Origin of the sequence: Winogradskyella tangerina (assembly GCF_003260205.1) — a bacterium.
Lineage (GTDB): Bacteria > Bacteroidota > Bacteroidia > Flavobacteriales > Flavobacteriaceae > Winogradskyella > Winogradskyella tangerina.
In genome coordinates this window covers 169,439-187,708 of the sequence record NZ_QERF01000005.1, presented here as the reverse complement: position 1 = coordinate 187,708, position 18,270 = coordinate 169,439, and the positions used below count along the sequence as shown (strand labels likewise).

Below are 18,270 nucleotides of genomic sequence, written 5' to 3'. Positions count from 1 at the left end.
GCGGCCGATTGGCCTCCCTTTATTTTATAATCCGCTGATAAAACTTCCGTAGGGATCCTTGATCTGTAATCCTTCAGCGTAGCGGTATTTACTTAACTTCTTATACTGTACCAATCCCCAAAGGACAAATTCCTTTTCAAAATAAGCATCTCTAGGATCGATATCTGGTTGATGTTCTGCAATTAACTTACCTAATGGCGACACTTCATCTAATTTCGATTTGTATTGTGCATCGTTGAAATCATCCAACAACTCGAAACTATCCCCATTGAAGAACCAAGAAATGATATCATCATAAGGGGTTTCTTCATCTTGCTTCTGAAGCTTTTCGATCTTAGGAAAATATTTCGGAAACAAGGTTTTAATAGCTTCATCTATCAAAGTATTCGCCACAAAATCAGCCCCTTCTTGTTCACCTTCATAAACCAATTCAACTTTACCAGTAATTGCAGGTATTACACCAACAAAATCTGATAATCGAACTACCGTAGTGTCATCTCCAGATTGCAAAGCGCGACGCTCAGCTGTGCTCAACAGATTTTCAAAAGCCGTAATACTCATTCTGGCGCTTACACCACTTTTTACATCCACGTACTCACTTTCGCGAGCTTCAAAACTGATCTGCTCTAAAAGTTCTTTAGCCAACTCTGGCACGTAAACTGAAGCCGATTGGCGCTCATCTAATTTCGCCTCTTGTGATGTTATCGTTTGAGCAATTTCCACATTGGCCGGATAATGTGTTAAAATCTGCGACCCAATTCTGTCTTTCAAGGGTGTTACAATACTTCCGCGATTGGTATAATCTTCAGGATTTGCCGTAAAAACAAATTGCATGTCTAGAGGCAGTCGTAATTTGAATCCTCTTATCTGAATATCGCCTTCCTGTAAAATATTAAAAAGTGCAACTTGAATTCTTGCCTGTAAATCAGGCAGCTCATTAATAACGAAAATGCAACGGTTAGCCCGTGGTATCATTCCGTAGTGAATAACACGATCATCGGCATAGTTAAGCTTTAAATTCGCTGCTTTTATCGGATCAACGTCCCCAATAATATCAGCAACTGTAACGTCTGGTGTTGCAAGCTTTTCAGCAAAACGTTCATTTCTGTGCAACCATGTGATTGGTGTTTCATCTCCCTTTTCAGAGATAAGTTCAACAGCATATCTTGAAATGGGTTGCAACGGATCGTCATTAATCTCGGAGCCCTCAACCACCGGAATATACTCATCCAAAAGATTAACCATCATCCGTGCTAAGCGGGTTTTCGCCTGGCCTCGTAACCCAAGTAAATTTATGTTGTGCTTGGATAAAATTGCGCGTTCTAATTCTGGTATAACTGTATTTTCATACCCGTGAATACCTTCAAAGGTTGTGACTTTATTTTTTATGTTTTCGATTAGATTATGTCTCAATTCGTCTTTAATAGATCGAGATTGATAACCTGACTTTTTTAGTTCACCTAGTGTTTTGATGTCTTTCATTGTTCTCTCTGCTTTACGCTTTTGGCTTTTAGCCTTTTATTCTTCTTTTTCTATTGTTTTCGTAATCTTCAAATATCATTTCCCCTAGACCTTTCAGTCCAGTGTAAAATGCTTTCCCTCTATTTGCCTGTGTAAACTCACGAATAAATCGCATTAAATAAGGGTCTTCAGCAATCATAAAGGTTGTAATAGGAATATGCAATCGTCTTGCCTGCTGTGCCATCGCATAGCACTTATTTGTGATATACGGATCTAGACCATTACTATTCTTATAATATTGTCCGTCGGGTAACCTTAAACAACTCGGTTTACCGTCAGTGATCATAAATATTTGTTTGTTTGTATTTCGCTTTCTGCGAAGCATATCCATTGCTAGTTGTAATCCAGCAACTGTGTTAGTGTGATACGGCCCAACTTTTAAATAAGGCAAATCTTTGATCTTTATGGGCCAAGCATCATTGCCAAAGACAAGTATTTCCAAACTGTCTTTGGGATAACGTGTGGTTATTAATTCAGACAATGCCATCGCTACTTTCTTAGCAGGTGTTATCCGATCTTCGCCATATAAGATCATACTATGACTTATATCGATCATTAGTACGGTACTCATTTGGCTTTTGTGTAGGGTCTCCTCAACAACAAGATCATCTTCAGTTAAGTTGAAATCGCCAACACCATGATTTATTTGCGCATTACGCAAGCTTTCGGTCATAGACACTTTATCTAAAGCATCTCCGAACTGATATGCTCTAAAATCTCCCGTGTGTTCATCACCTAAACCAACACCTTTACTTTTATGATTACCTGAGCCGCTACGTTTTATTTTACCAAATATGTGATCTAGTGCTTGCTTTCTAATGGCGCGTTCGGTTTTGGCCGTAATTGTAGTTTTTCCCTTGCCATTTCCGTCACCTGTAGGATCGATCTCTTCGCGGATATATCCTTTATTTTTTAGGTCTTCAATAAAATCATCAATAGTATACTCTGGCGTAGTGAGATTATACTCTTTATCGAGCTGCCTCAACCAGTCAATAGCTTCATCAAAATCACCAGAAGTATAAGTGATGAGTTCTTTAAAAATCTCGAAGAGCTTATCAAAAGGTGATTGGTGAGGTGCTTCATAGGTCTTAAATATAAAACCTGATCTTTTATCCTTTTCTTTCATAGTTATGTAAAAATACTGCTTTTTTCAACGCGAAAACAGCAATACAAATACCTTAACAACACATTAAGATTTACTTTGTTTAAGGATAAAGAATAAGACTATTGCTTGATGGAAACAGGAAAATCTTGTCCAAATCCAAAGCTCGATGGATACTGAGGTGTGCCTTTGTATTGTTCTGAAAGTTCAGGCACTCGCGATTCTAAATATGCTTTGATCTCGTTGACTGTTATTCTTGAGTCACCGCTATCTGCCTTTCCTGCTAATGCTTCTAACAGCGCATAGGTAAACGCACCATGACCTAAGTCGGCAAATTCGGTTGCAAATTGTTCAGAACCACTTGCTGTGAGCCAGTGAGTGCCTGTACTTCTTGCTAATTGTGCGATCGCTCGTTCTTCTGCTGCACCACGTGCAACCAAATTCTGTAAGGCTCCTCCACTCTGACAAGCATCTAAAATGAAAAGTTGTTTCTGAGCTGCAATATTCCCGGATAATGATTTTAATTCTGTAGCTGAAATTCCTTTATTATTTAGTGCATCATCATTACCATAGAGCTGAGTAAGATCGTGAGGTATAATGTAAAATTCTTTCTGTTCACCTTCACTCATAACACCGTGACCAGCATAGTAAAAAATTAAAATATCTTCGGGTTTCGCATTCTTGGAAATAGCATTCATGGTTTCAATAATACGTTGCTTAACCGCTTCATTATCTTGAATATTATAGCTATTAGTTTTAATCACCAAATCTTTAATTCCTTTGGTCACGGAGCTTTCAAAACCAGACGCGTCGGCTACGGCATAATTGAGATTGTACTTCGGATTTTTGTACTTATCAATTCCTATGGTAACCAAATGCAAATTGATATTTTTAGAATCAGTTTGTGCCTTTTTTCTACGTCTTACACGCAGTGTTCTTGGTGCACTCTCGGTATCTTGACTATTGACTGCAACTGCTTCGATGGTATTGTCGCCATCGATCAACTCAATATCGACTTCCATTTTTGAATCCCTTATTTTGCTATCAGCTAATATCCGTTTCCCATTTTGGTAAATCCGAATTTCCTTGATCTCATCGTTGAAGGCCTCAGCTGAGAGTTCGATTGAGAACGTGGCATCCTGCACTTCAATTGAGTCATCTTCAGTGCGAAAATCTCTGCTTGCACCTGAAGGTTGCATACTGATCTCTGGAACTTGATTTAATTGGGAAATATCTAAACCAGTGTTTAGATTTGAAGCATCTTCAATTAAACCAGAAATCAAATTCGGCGTATAAAATTTTGAAAATACCTGGTTCAATGGAATTACTTCAGACCCTTTAGTGAAGATGACTCTACTCCAAGCTTTTTGAGAACCTTCAAACTGGCCATTAGGCGCATGTGCCAACCATTCACCATCCAGAAATATATACAATCTGAAAAGCTCTTCGTGACTTTGAATGCTGTAAAACCTATAATGCCCATCGATTAACAGCGCATAGATATTTTCACTAAAAAACTTCGCGAAAGCATAGTTTTCATCAAATTGTGATGTGCTACTTATTTTTTCTCCACTAGAAATATCAAATATCTGTAGATCCCTTCTATAACCAGAAACTATCAATAAAGATTCAGACGGACTCAATTCTATATATTCGCCATAGCTAAGGTCTGGAACCTTGAATGCGTTCACTAAATTTCCCGTTTTAGCATCTAAAACTTCGACCTGACTTTCAGAAATATTAAGAGTGATTAATTGATCCCGATTTTCCAAATGCAAAAGATTGCCATATTCGCCTTCCTTTTGCCATATCAAGGTTTTTGACTTGTAATTGTAATAGTCAATTCGCTTTTTGTACGTCTGATCGAAAACGACTTCATCATTTATAATAATACCAACATAATCTCCGTGAACAATAGCATTAAAATTTACGATGGTATTTACATTATTTATTGGGATCGACACCTCACTTTGGTCACTCACATTTGTAACTACGAAACTATTTTCATTTCGTGTTACTACGATATCTTGCTTTGTATCGATATTGATACTATTGTAGGCTTCCGACTCAAAATATTGCCCGAAACTCAAAGGTTTTCCGATAGTAAAAGACTTTATGCCTTCTTTATCTCCCATCACGTAATAGGCCTTCTTATTAGCGTCATCAATTTTAAAGCCACCACCCAAGGACATATTTTGTTTGTAATTGGTGTTGTAGTTATAAAGCTCTACACCCTGTTGGTTCACCATGAATGAACCAATATTCCCCATTAGATCGTTAAAAACAAAACCGTTTTCTGTTTCGGTTTGAAAAGTTTCAAAATTGCTTCCGTTGAAAATTGCATAACCGTAAGTTGCTAACGGATTATCTGAATAACGTCTGAATTTTCTAAAGTAGCCCGAAGCTTTTAATGAATTGGTTGTGCGCTCTAAGACATATACAAAATCATTATCTGCAATGAGCTTGGTTTTGTTTTTATTGGATGGAATGGTTCCTTTTACTTCGCCTGTTTTAGCATCTAATTCAAAAATATCAGATTTAGAGACCATTACCCAAATGCCTGATTCATCTGGTGTTAAGGCCGCATGTACATTAGCCGTTCTATTGATTAGTCGCGTTTCTTTTACATTAAGATTTTGTTCCCAAACAATACTTTGACTCTCAATATTATACCTTAAAACTCTTATATGCTCGTCGTCTACAACATTGGCATACAGCAAGTCATAGTTGCTAAATACCGCCAGATGTTCACTGTTGAGACTCCCGAATTCACCCGAATCTGGATTGTAATAAATCTTTTCCATATAGTTCGTCCTGAACTCAATGAAATTATTTTCTCCAACCAGATTGGCCTTCATTGGATACCCTTGGCTTGGCCATTTTGATTTATACTCTATACTTTTGCCAGTATTCGGATTCAACTCATAAAATGAGTTAACACCTTCAAATTCTGCTGTGCCCGAAACGTAATAGATCTTATTGTATTTTGGATAATAGACAAAGTTTTTCAAAAATGAAATTGGATACTCTTTTACATTTTCAAAAGTATTATTGCTAATGGCCCTTATTCCTTCTTTAGTGGATATATAGGTTAGTCCATTTGACGCATCAATAACAATATTTGAAATTGAAAGATCATTATCTATGGCCTTCAACATGGTTCCGTTGTCTAAATCCCAAAATTTAATGGACTTATCATCAAAGCTTCCATAAGTCACCAATAGATTTTGTACGCTATCAATTTTTGCAAAACTGATATGTCCCGCATGTGCAGATTGCACCATTATTTTCGATTCCTGAGCCATCAAAAACGCAAAGCTCATGGTTAAGATCAAAAAACAGATATGTCTTAAAAGTGAAGTCTTCATAAAGTACTAAACTGGCTGTTTAAGGTACTTAAATCAAAAACAAAGCCAAAATAATGGATCGATAACCGCATTCAAATATTAAAGATATCAAAAATCAAAAATTATAGTCATTTTTAAGGCTTATACATTAACATCTCTTTTGGAAAACTAAAGCTTCTTTTGCTTAACTTTAGGCAATTCTTAACTAACCCAAAAATAATGAAACGATTTTTTTTATTGCTCATGCTAAGCTGCATGGCATCACTTTCTGCACAAGAATTTTCAATGGACATGGTTAAAAACATGACGCCGAGGAATATAGGTCCGGGCGGTATGTCTGGTCGTGTTACAGCCATTGACGTGGTTATTGATAACCCAGACATTATGTATGTCGGAACCGCATCAGGTGGTCTTTGGAAATCAACTTCAGGAGGCATAAAGTGGGAACCTATTTTTGATAATGAATTAACCGCTTCTATTGGAGCTGTTGAAATTCAGCAATCTAACCCAAGCGTCATTTGGGTCGGTACAGGTGAAGGTAACCCACGTAATTCGCTAAATGGCGGTTATGGTATCTACAAATCCTTAGATGGTGGTAAAACTTGGATGGCTATGGGGCTAGAAAAAACACGACACATTCATAGAATCATCGTAGACCCAACAAATCCTGATGTTGTTTACGTCGGCGCGATTGGTTCTCCCTGGGGAGAACATCCTGAGCGTGGCGTTTTCAAAACCATTGACGGCGGAAAAACATGGAACAAAATTCTATTCACCAATAATAAAACAGGTGTTGCTGACCTTGTAATGGACCCAACAAATCCAAATAAACTTATTGCTGCTATGTGGGAGCACAAGCGCGACCCTTGGTTCTTTAATTCTGGTGGTGAAGGTTCTGGCTTACACATGACACACGATGGTGGTAAAACCTGGAAAAAAATTACAGATGAAGACGGTTTACCTAAAGGTAATTTAGGACGAATCGGTGTGGCAATAGCACCAGGAAAACCGAATATTGTCTACGCTTTAGTTGAGGCGAAAAAGAATGCGCTTTATAAAAGTACTGATGGTGGGTTCAATTGGCGAAAAATCAATGATAAAAGCGATATAGGAAATCGTCCGTTTTATTATTCTGAAATTTACGTAGACCCGCAAAATGAAAATCGTGTGTTTTCGATTTTCACCTATGTCAATGTTTCTGAAGATGGTGGAAAAAATTTCGATCAATTAATGCCAGCCTATGGCGTTAGTAATGGTGTTCACCCAGATCACCATGCATGGTGGATACATCCTGAAGATGGTAGTTTTATGATCGACGGAAATGATGGTGGAATGAATATTACCAGAGATGGTGGTAAAACATGGCGTTTTATTGGCAATTTACCAGTAGCGCAATTCTACCATATTGCCGTAGATAACGAATATCCGTATAACGTTTATGGTGGAATGCAAGACAATGGTTCTTGGCGCGGACCTGCGTATGTATGGCGTGCTCAAGGCATTAGAAATAGTTACTGGCAGGAAATTAGTTTTGGTGACGGCTTTGACGTGGTACCAGATAGAGATGATTCGCGCTATGGATGGTCTATGAGCCAACAAGGTTACGTGAGTCGTTACGACTGGCAGACTGGTAATAACTATGGGGTAAGACCAACACATCCAGATCCTGAGGTAAGACTCAGGTTTAATTGGAATTCTGCCATAAATATCGATCCTTTCGATAATAGTACCATTTACTTCGGAAGTCAATTTGTACATAAATCCACGGATAAAGGTGAAACCTGGACGGTAATATCTCCTGATTTGTCTACTAATGATCCTGAAAAACAGAAGCAATCTGAAAGTGGCGGATTAACTATGGATGCAACCGGAGCCGAAAATCACTGTACAATATTAGTTATTGAACCTTCTGAAGTTGAAAAAGATATGCTTTGGGCCGGAACTGATGATGGTCGCGTACATTATACAACTGATGGTGGGACCAACTGGACGGATGTAACCAAAAATATTAAGGGTCTGCCTGAAGGTAGCTGGATTGCTCAAATAAAAGCTTCAAACAAAAATAAAGGTGAGGCTTTATTAATTGCAAATGATTACCGACGTTTTAATTATGAACCTTATGCCTATAGAACCAAAAACTATGGAAAAACATGGGAGCGTATTGTTGATGGCAATGATGTTCAGAGTTATACATTATCAATTGTAGAAGATCTTGAAGAACCAAACCTCATGTTTCTAGGTACAGATGACGGTTTATATGTTTCATTAAATGCAGGTGAAAAATGGACCAAGTGGACCGAAGGTTTCCCTACGACTTCAGTAAAAGATTTAGTTATTCATCCAAGAGAACACGATCTTGTTATTGGAACTTTTGGACGTGCTGCTTGGGTTTTAGATGATATTAGACCATTAAGGGCTATGGCGAAGAATGCCACTGTAATGTCTTCAAAAATTGAACTTTTTGACCCACCAACAGCCTATCAAGCGGCCTATCAACAACCAACTGGCAGTCGTTTTGGTGCTGACGCCCTATATCATGGTGAAAATCGTGGTGGCGGTGCTAGATTCACATATCTATTCAACAAAAAGCAAAATGATAAATCAGATATTAAATCAGATGCCAAAAAAGGAGACAAATCTGTAAGTGATAAGAAAACAGATGCTGAAAACGCTGTGAAATGGGATTCTTTAACCTTAAAACTTTATGATGGTGATCGCCTCATTAGAACTTTAAAACGTAAGGCTCCAAAGGAAAATGGTCTTCACAAATGGACCTGGTACATGGACGAGGCTGGTGTTGATTATCCATCGCGTTCTATCAGAAAACGAACAAGAGAGCCAGGAGGCGTAAGTGTTAAACCAGGAACATACAAAGCCGTTCTTCATTACGGTGATATCATGTCTGAAACAACAATAAAAGTAGAGTCCGATCCAAGACTTAATGTCTCTCAAAGTAATATTAATGAAGTTTACACAGCAGCCAAAGAACTTGAAAAAATGCAACAATCTGCTGCAGATGCGGTAAAACAATTGGTTGAAAGTAAAAACATTGCAGAGGCTTATAAAAATCAGTTATCAAAACTAGATAAAGAAGCCTATAAAGATGACATTAAACTTTCAAAAGAAACCATAAAGTCCATAGACAGTATTATAGATAAATTTTTGGGCAAAAGAGACGAACGCCAGGGCATAACAAGAAATCCAGAAGTAACTCCAATGCAACGTCTTGGTTTAGCCAGAAATTACGTGTACAACAGTCAAACAGGATTAACCTCAACGGAAACTACGCTTATGAAACATGCTAAGGATGCATTAGATAAAGTATTCGGAGAGACGAACAATTTCTTCAATACAACTTGGAAAGATTATGAAACTAAGATGAGCCAGCTTCAAATTAATCCATTTAAAGCAACCAAAGTCTTTAGCACAGATTAAAAAATAACTTAAAATCGATCAATATGAAATCAAAACTTTTAGCATTTTTAATTATTCTATTTGTTTTTTCCTGCAAAGAGGAAAACAAAGATAAGGATATCGCTCAGCGTGAAGTTCAATTATACTCTATTGAGCAGTTCATGGATAATGAAGCTGTTGGTGGTGGTAGCTTCTCATCAGATAATAGTAAACTTTTAATGTCGAGCAACCGTACTGGCATATACAATGTCTATACTGTACCTGCGACAGGTGGCGAATTAACTCCTATTACACAATCAGATACAACATCTTATTTTGCTGACTCCTATTTTCCACAAGATGACAGAATGTTACTTAGTGCTGATGGCAATGGAGACGAAATAGATCACTTATATGTGCGAGAATTAGATGGAACCATAAAAGATATTACGCCATACGAAGGTGTAAAGTCCAATTTTTATGGCTGGTCTAAAGATGATAAATATCTTTATTATGGATCAAATAAACGCGATCCAAGATTCTTTGATGTTTATAAAATGTCTATCGATGATTACTCTGCGGAAATGCTATATCAGAATAATGATGGTATGAATTTCTCTGGTATGTCTGATGATGAAAATTTCTTCGCATTGTCTAAGACTGTAAACACCAACGATAGCGATCTGTTTGTTTACAATGCAAATACCAAAGAAACCATTAAGGTGAATGACAACTTGAGTGCCAATTCTGCGCAAGATTTTTCTAAAGATAGTAGTAAACTCTATTATACTACTGATGATGGTTCTGAATTTTCATATTTAATGTCCTACGATTTAAATACAAAGGAAAAGAAGAAAGTTGTAGAAAAATCATGGGATATTTTAGGTAGTGGTTTTACTTCGGAAGGTAGTTATATGGTCGTTTACGTTAATGAGGATGGCAAAAATGCTATTGAAGTTATAGATACCAAAAATTCTGAACCAATAGAATTGCCAGATTTTGAAGGTAAGAGTATCACTAGCGTTGGCTTTAGCGATGACGAAAAATGGATGCGTATGTATGTTGGTGGTTCTAATTCGCCTTCAGACATGTACACTTATAACCTTGAAACCAAAGCGCAACATAGAATTACGAACGTATTGAATGACGACATCAATCCGCAAGATTTAGTTAAGGCTTCAGTTGTGAGATTCAAATCATTTGACGGTGTTGAAATACCTGCAATTTACTATTTACCACATCAGGCTTCTGCGGATAATAAAGTGCCTGCAATGGTTTGGGTACATGGTGGACCAGGTGGACAAACACGACAAAATTTTAGCTCATTAATTCAATTTATGGTCAACCAAGGCTATGCAATTTTAGCAGTCAATAACAGAGGCAGTAGCGGATATGGAAAAACATTCTACCAAATGGATGATAAAAATCACGGCGAAAATGACCTCCAAGATTGCGTAGAAGGTAAAAACTGGTTGGCGACTCAACCTGAAATTGACGGCAATAAGATTGGAATAATTGGTGGGTCCTATGGTGGTTATATGACCATGGCAGCCTTAACCTATACACCAGAAGAATTTGATGTTGGCGTAAACCTGTTTGGCGTAACCAACTGGATGCGTACATTGAAAAGTATACCACCATATTGGGAATCTTTCAGAGAAGCTTTGTACAAAGAATTAGGTGATCCGTATTCTGCAGACTCTGTGCGTTTGAAGCGAATCTCACCACTATTTCATACAGATAAAGTTACAAAGCCATTGATCGTGCTTCAAGGATCGAAAGACCCTAGAGTTCTTCAAGTTGAATCTGATGAAATCGTAGCTGGCGTTAGAAAAAATGGTGTTCCTGTTGAATATGTACTGTTTGAAGATGAAGGACATGGTTTTATTAAAAAGGAAAATCAAATTGAAGCCTATAGCAAGATTGTAGAATTCCTAGACAAATATCTTAAGGAAGATAAGCCGCTAGATGGCGAAATCGAATCCAAAGAAATCGAAAGCGAATCTGAATAATTAGTTCACATAAATTTAAGCTGTCTGAAGTCTTAAATTGAAAGATTTCAGGCAGTTTTTTTTATGAGTTACATTTCAAGATAAAGACTTGAGCTCCTCTATTGTTCTCACACCCAATTGAACCATATTATTCTTTAAGTCGTCATTTAGAATATGAGCAACATGATCAGGTCCATATTTACCAATTGCCGCAACTCCATATAAAAATGGTCGCCCAAGCATAACAAAATCTGCACCTAGGTACAAAGCACGCATTACATCTAATCCCGTTCTTACACCACTATCAAATAAAATCGGTACTTGCTTAGAAACCATTGCCGCCACATCTGATAATACCTCAATCGAAGCAGGTGCACCATTAAACTGACGACCGCCGTGATTAGATATCCAAATGCCATCCATCCCTGCCTCAATAGCCATTTCAGCATCCTTAGGGTGTAAAATTCCTTTAATAATTACAGTACCTTCCCAATAGGATTTCAGGGCTTTGCAATACTCCCAATCGAGCGTGCCACCTAATCGATTACCAACAAAACCACTAACAAACTTAAAATCGGTTTGATCTGCATAGGTCTCAACAGTTCGAAGTCTAGGTAGTCCTCTTTGCAACGTTTGAAGTGACCAAAATGGATGCTTAATTCCGTCCCAGATTAAACCAGCAGTTATTTTTGGTGGCATGCGCATACCAGCGCGCTTAGTGCGTTCACGGCGACTTGCCATAGGTACATCTGCAGTTATGACCAACGTATGAAAACCAGATTGTTTCGCTCTATCTAAGAGCTCATAAGCCAAATCCAAAGACTTCGGAGGATACAGTTGAAACCAACCTTGTTCGCCCACCACGGACCCGACCTGTTCTGGTGTTTCAGTGGCTACAGTACTGAGGCAAAATGGTAATTGCAGCCGATTTGCTGCGCTAGCAAGAATCAATTCGGCCTTTGGCCAAATAAGACCAGTTAAACCTACTGGAGCTATTCCGATCGGACTAGAATAATGCTTACCGAAAAGTGAAGTGCTAATATTTGCTTCTAAGTGGCCTTTACAAAATCGCGGTGTAAACTGAATAGCTTTAAAGGCTTCTCTGTTTAGTTCTAACAAAGCTTCATCGCCTGTTCCAGATTCTAAATACTCCCACGAGACATGCGGTATTCTTTTTTTTGCTTTTTTAGCTAAATCTTCAATTGCAGGGAATTGATTGGAATACTTGGGTTGGTGCTTTTTGTAAGACATTTAAGCATATTGAGGATAGTGCTATTCAATCCATTTAAGGCTTCCGTAGTCTTCAATCTTAATCTGTTTACCACGTGTAGAAATAAGACCTTCTTTTTTAAATTGAGACAAGATTCTTATGGCAGATTCAGTAGCAGTTCCTACAATACTCGCATAATCTTCCCTAGATAGAACTATGCTTAAATAATCTTCATTGTCTGTACCAAAATTATCATGTATGTACATTAAAATTTCGGCCATGCGACGCTTCACCGATTTTTGAGCCATATTCACTAATGACTCGTCAGATTCTTTAAGGTCGTGAGCCATTTCACGTAAAACATCCATTGTGAATTTAGGATTTTTAGACAGGTCGCTCATTATCTCGCTCTTCGGAATGAAGCACATTTCCATATCATTTAAAGCAACAGCACTAAGGTTTGTTTTTTGTTCAGTAACTAATGAACGTTTGCCTAAAAGTCCTCCCTTAACCACAAGTTTTACAACCTGATCCTTTCCATTTTCGCTAAGTTTAGACAATTTACATACACCGTCTCTAACGCAGTATACACCATTTAACGTCTCTCCTTCTTCAAAAATGATCTGCCCTTTTTTGTATAATCGGCCTGTTTTACATGCAGAAACACGCATCAATTCTTCTTTTGTCAATGATTTCAAAGCGTTAAATTCCTTTATAATGCACTGTTCACATTTACCCATACCAATTGATTTTCGTCACTATTCAAATATAAAAATTCCATGACAAATATCATATTTTAAATATGAAGTTAATGTCACCTTTGTTACAGGTATAAATGAGCAAATTAAATTATGGAAAACAAATCCTGTTTTCATTGTGGTGACGTTTGTGGAAATCATCCGATCTTATTTCAAGAAAAGTCATTCTGCTGTAATGGGTGTAAGACCGTTTTTGAAATATTTAGCGAAAATGATCTAACCTGTTATTACGATCTACAGAATTCACCTGGAGCAATTCCGAAGGAAATTGAAGGCAAATATGATTTTCTATCTCAAGAAAATATCATTGAAAAACTTACAGAATTTAGAAGTGACAATATAGAGATCGCTACACTTTACATTCCTCATATTCACTGTAGTTCGTGTATATGGATCCTTGAAAATCTGAAAAAACTCAACCCAAATATTACCGACTCTCAAGTCAATTTTGGTAAGAAAACCGTGAGGGTTACCTATAACTCTGAAACTACAGATCTTAAGTCGATCGTTCAGCTATTAAGCTCTATTGGTTATGAACCTTACATCAGCTTAGATGATTTCGAATCTGGAAAGAAGCACATTAACCGAACTCTAATCTACAAACTTGGTGTTGCAGGATTTGCCTTCGGAAATATTATGTTTTTATCATTTCCGGAGTATTTCGAAATTAATGAATTCTGGTTAGAAAAATACAAGCACTTCTTTAGATGGTTGATGTTTGCGCTATCAGTCCCGGTAGTTTTCTATTCTGCCCAGGATTATTTCATTTCAGCATACAAAGGCTTAAAGGCTAAACTATTAAATATTGATGTTCCGATTGCGCTTGGTGTTTCGGTATTATTTATAAGAAGTACCATTGAAATAGCACTCGATATCGGTTCGGGATTTTTTGATAGTCTGGCCGGATTGGTATTCTTTTTATTGGTTGGAAAATTTTTCCAACAGAAAACCTACAATTTCCTTTCGTTTGAGCGCGACTATAAATCCTACTTCCCTATAGCCATTACAAAAATTGAAAGAGATGGCACCGAAAATGCCATTCAGGTTTATGACATTAAAAAAGGCGATCGATTATTAATAAGGAATGAAGAACTAATTCCTGTTGATGGAATTCTTATTAATGGCAGAGCCAAAATTGATTATAGTTTTGTTACTGGCGAATCTCAGAGTGTAACCAAGGTATCTGGTGATAAACTTTTTGCTGGAGGAAAACAGACAGCTGGGGTTATTGAGCTTGAAGCTCTAAAGTCTGTTGAACAAAGTTATTTAACTCAATTGTGGAGTAATGATGTGTTCAATAAAAATAAAGAAGACGGTTTTACCAACATAACCAACGCCATTAGTAAGCATTTTACTATCGCAATTCTTAGCATTGCAATTATTGCCACTTCTTATTGGCTATTCACCGATGCGAGTAAGGCCATGAATGTCTTTACAGCAGTATTGATTATTGCATGTCCGTGTGCCATTGCTTTGTCTGCACCATTCACCTTCGGAAACTTATTGCGCCTTTTTGGTAAACTTAAATTTTATATCAAAAATGCAAGTGTAATCGAGCAATTAGCACAGATTAATACCGTAATCTTTGATAAAACAGGAACCATTACCTCAAATGAAAGAAGTAATGCCCTTTACGATGGCGAACAATTGTCTGCGTCTGAAAGTCTGGTATTGAAGAACTCCCTACGTGGGTCTAATCATCCGTTGAGCAGAACCTTATATAATATACTTGAAGAACATAATATTGTTACTCTCGATGAATTTGAAGAGCACATCGGTAAAGGTATTGAAGCGAAGCATGATCAAATTAATCTCAGAATTGGATCGGCTAGCTTTGTTGGCCAACCCGAACAATCATCGGCTCTGAACACTACAGTTCATATCACTAGTAATGAAAAATATAAAGGGAAATTTACCTTTTATAATAGCTACAGAAAAGGTGTTTCTAAGTTATTCAATCAATTGAAACAACATTTCGATCTCGTTATTCTATCAGGAGATAATGAAGGTGAACGCGAAAATTTGAAAAAGCTATTACCGTCAAAAACTAAACTGATTTTTAATCAAAAACCAGAAGACAAATTAGAGTTTATAAAATACCATCAGTCTGAAGGTGCAAAAGTACTAATGGTTGGTGATGGTCTAAATGATGCAGGAGCTCTTGCACAGAGCGATGTAGGTATCGCCATCTCCGAAAATGTGAATGTCTTCTCACCTGCTTGCGATGCTATTTTGGATGCTACAAAATTTCAAGATTTATATCCATTTATTAAAGCTTCAAGATCTGCAATCACCATAATAAAATGGAGTTTCCTACTCTCATTTATTTACAATGTCATCGGATTATATTTTGCTGTCACTGGTCAGTTAGCACCTGTTGTAGCAGCTATTCTGATGCCATTAAGTTCTATAAGTATCGTCGTATTCACAACAATATGTACCAATCTTTTAGGGCGAAAATTAAAATAAAAAAAACGACATGATAAAAGTCATGTTTTAAAAAAAGGTTCAACAGTAAATTTGAACCATAACTTCAAATAGGTATGAGTGTTATATACATTGTTTTAACGGTTAGCGTCATTGTTGGCATGGCTTTCTTTATCGTTTTTTTATTGGCTGTAAAATCAGGTCAATACGACGATAGCTATACGCCTTCAGTTCGCATGTTATTTGAAGATGAACTTGTAACAGAACCTTCTAAAGAATCAATACAAACAAAATCTGACTAATTTTTTTAATATGGAAATGCAACAATTCTATTACGATAATAAAATCGTCAAAAAATTCCTCTACGCTACCATAGTTTTTGGTGTGGTCGGGATGCTTGTTGGGCTTATTCTGGCCTTTATGTTTTTATTCCCTAACATGACCGATGGTATTTCGTGGCTGAGTTTTGGCCGATTAAGACCATTGCATACTAATGCGATCATTTTTGCATTTGTTGGTAACGCACTTTTTGCAGGTGTTTATTACTCAATGCAGCGTTTACTTAAAGCGAGAATGTTTAGCGATCTACTAAGTAATATCAACTTTTGGGGATGGCAATTAATTATTGTTGGTGCTGCAATTACCTTACCGTTAGGTATTACAACATCTAAAGAGTATGCCGAACTCGAATGGCCTTTTGACATTGCAATCGCATTGGTTTGGGTTGTTTTTGGTATCAATATGATTGGAACCATTTTAAAACGTCGCCAACGCCACTTATATGTTGCTATTTGGTTTTATATCGCAACATTCGTAACCGTTGCTGTACTCCATATTTTTAACAGTTTAGAATTGCCTGTTAGTGGTTTAAAAAGTTATTCAGTTTATGCAGGTGTACAAGATGCCTTGGTACAGTGGTGGTACGGACATAATGCTGTTGCATTCTTCCTTACTACACCATTCTTAGGCTTGATGTACTATTTTGTACCTAAAGCTGCCAATAGACCTGTCTACTCTTATAGACTATCTATTGTTCACTTCTGGTCCTTAATATTTATTTATATCTGGGCTGGACCTCACCACTTATTGTATACAGCGCTACCAGAATGGGCACAACATTTAGGTGTTGCGTTCTCAGTAATGCTGATTGCACCATCTTGGGGTGGTATGATCAACGGTCTCTTGACCTTAAGAGGTGCTTGGGATAAAGTTCGAACTGATCCAGTTCTGAAGTTTATGGTTGTTGCTATTACTGGTTATGGTATGGCAACCTTTGAAGGCCCAATGCTTTCCTTAAAAAATGTGAATGCCATTGCGCACTTTACCGATTGGATCATTGCACACGTTCACGTTGGAGCATTAGCTTGGAATGGTTTCTTAACCTTCGGTATGATCTACTTCTTAATTCCGAAACTATTTAAAACTAAGCTACATTCTGTTGGACTTGCAAATGTTCATTTCTGGATTGGCACATTAGGCATCATCCTTTATGCATTACCAATGTATGTTGCTGGTTTCACACAAGCAAGTATGTGGAAGCAATTCAGACCTGATGGAAATTTAGTTTATGGTAACTTTCTTGAAACCGTAACCGAAATTATTCCGATGTACTGGATGCGAGCCATTGGTGGTACATTATATCTCATCGGTATGTTGATCTTGGTTTATAACGTTATTATGACCGTAGTTAGATCAAACGCAAAAGTTACTGATGAATTGGCTGAAGCACCAGCATTACAACGTGTTTCTAAAGGCAGAGTTGCAGGAGAAGGATGGCACACATGGTTAGAGCGTAAGCCAGTACTATTAACTATTTATGCTACAGTAGCAATTTTAATTGGAGGTATCGTTCAGATCATTCCAACCATTGTTGTAGAATCAAATATACCTACCATCAGTAGTGTTAAGCCTTATACGCCACTCGAATTAGAGGGACGTGATCTCTACATCAGAGAAGGTTGTGTGAGTTGTCACTCTCAAATGATTCGTCCATTTAGAAGTGAGGTAGAACGTTACGGTGAGTATTCAAAAGCTGGTGAATTTGTTTACGACCATCCATTCCTTTGGGGAAGTAAGCGTACCGGACCAGATCTTCACCGCGTTGGTGGAAAATATCTAGACTCGTGGCACTTTAAGCACATGTATGAACCACAGGTAATGTCACCGGGATCAATTATGCCAGCATATCAATGGCTAATCAGAAATGAATTAGACAAATCTATGACTGAAAAGAAAATGGAGGCCATGGTTTCTCTAGGTGTTCCTTACACCGAGGATGAAATAACTAACGCACAACAATTGATGAATGTTCAGTCTGAAGCAATTGTTAAAAGTTTGAAAGAAGATCCTGATCTATTAGAGTCTTTTGAAAGCGGCAAGAAAGAAGCTTTAGCAAATGGCGAAGACTATGTTGAGATGAAAGACAGAGAAATTATTGCACTTATTGCATATCTACAACGTCTAGGTACGGATATCAAAGTAAAAGATTTAACGAACACAACTGCTCAAAACCAATAAGACC

At 37.4% G+C, this 18,270-nt stretch carries 10 protein-coding genes; 5 read left to right on the top strand and 5 right to left on the bottom strand.

All coding sequences use genetic code 11. From position 1 onward, the window contains the following. Nucleotides 1-24 precede the first annotated feature (24 nt). From DDY94_RS09655 to DDY94_RS09645, 3 genes are all read right to left on the bottom strand, one after another. Nucleotides 25-1,482 carry a MoxR family ATPase gene (locus DDY94_RS09655; protein WP_111683900.1) on the bottom strand — a complete coding sequence of 486 codons (1,458 nt, stop codon included), beginning with the start codon at nucleotides 1,480-1,482 and terminating at the stop codon, nucleotides 25-27. A gap of 28 nt (nucleotides 1,483-1,510) precedes the next feature. Further along, complete coding sequence (locus DDY94_RS09650) at nucleotides 1,511-2,647, bottom strand: vWA domain-containing protein (RefSeq protein ID WP_111683899.1); 1,137 nt, start codon at nucleotides 2,645-2,647, stop codon at nucleotides 1,511-1,513. Nucleotides 2,648-2,745: 98 nt separating this feature from the next. Then, nucleotides 2,746-5,991, bottom strand: coding sequence for a caspase family protein (locus tag DDY94_RS09645; protein WP_111683898.1), 3,246 nt, complete (start codon nucleotides 5,989-5,991; stop codon nucleotides 2,746-2,748). Nucleotides 5,992-6,189: 198 nt separating this feature from the next. Between DDY94_RS09645 and DDY94_RS09640 the strand changes: the two genes are divergently transcribed. Beyond that, a complete protein-coding gene (locus DDY94_RS09640) occupies nucleotides 6,190-9,405 on the top strand; it encodes a WD40/YVTN/BNR-like repeat-containing protein (protein WP_111683897.1) in 3,216 nt (1,071 codons plus the stop codon). 23 nt (nucleotides 9,406-9,428) lie between these two features. Further along, entirely contained in the window at nucleotides 9,429-11,375 is a 1,947-nt protein-coding gene (locus tag DDY94_RS09635) for a S9 family peptidase (protein ID WP_111683896.1), read from the top strand. Nucleotides 11,376-11,450: 75 nt separating this feature from the next. Here the strand turns inward: DDY94_RS09635 and DDY94_RS09630 are convergent, their stop codons facing one another. Together DDY94_RS09630 and DDY94_RS09625 are read right to left on the bottom strand one after the other, a co-directional pair. After that, the gene (locus DDY94_RS09630) at nucleotides 11,451-12,605 is read right to left on the bottom strand and encodes an alpha-hydroxy acid oxidase (RefSeq protein WP_111683895.1); all 1,155 of its coding nucleotides are present in this window, start codon (nucleotides 12,603-12,605) and stop codon (nucleotides 11,451-11,453) included. Nucleotides 12,606-12,626: 21 nt separating this feature from the next. Continuing rightward, nucleotides 12,627-13,262 carry a Crp/Fnr family transcriptional regulator gene (locus DDY94_RS09625; RefSeq protein ID WP_394347025.1) on the bottom strand — a complete coding sequence of 212 codons (636 nt, stop codon included), beginning with the start codon at nucleotides 13,260-13,262 and terminating at the stop codon, nucleotides 12,627-12,629. Between the two features lie 153 nt (nucleotides 13,263-13,415). Between DDY94_RS09625 and DDY94_RS09620 the strand changes: the two genes are divergently transcribed. The 3 genes from DDY94_RS09620 (at nucleotide 13,416) to ccoN (ending at nucleotide 18,266) form a co-directional block, all read left to right on the top strand. Continuing rightward, nucleotides 13,416-15,791, top strand: coding sequence for a heavy metal translocating P-type ATPase (locus tag DDY94_RS09620; protein ID WP_111683893.1), 2,376 nt, complete (start codon nucleotides 13,416-13,418; stop codon nucleotides 15,789-15,791). A 74-nt stretch (nucleotides 15,792-15,865) separates the two neighbouring features. Continuing rightward, nucleotides 15,866-16,051: a cbb3-type cytochrome oxidase assembly protein CcoS gene (ccoS, locus tag DDY94_RS09615; protein WP_111683892.1), complete on the top strand. Its 186-nt coding sequence runs from the start codon at nucleotides 15,866-15,868 to the stop codon at nucleotides 16,049-16,051. 10 nt (nucleotides 16,052-16,061) lie between these two features. Next, a complete protein-coding gene (gene ccoN / locus DDY94_RS09610; RefSeq protein WP_111683891.1) occupies nucleotides 16,062-18,266 on the top strand; it encodes a cytochrome-c oxidase, cbb3-type subunit I in 2,205 nt (734 codons plus the stop codon). Nucleotides 18,267-18,270: the final 4 nt, after the last annotated feature.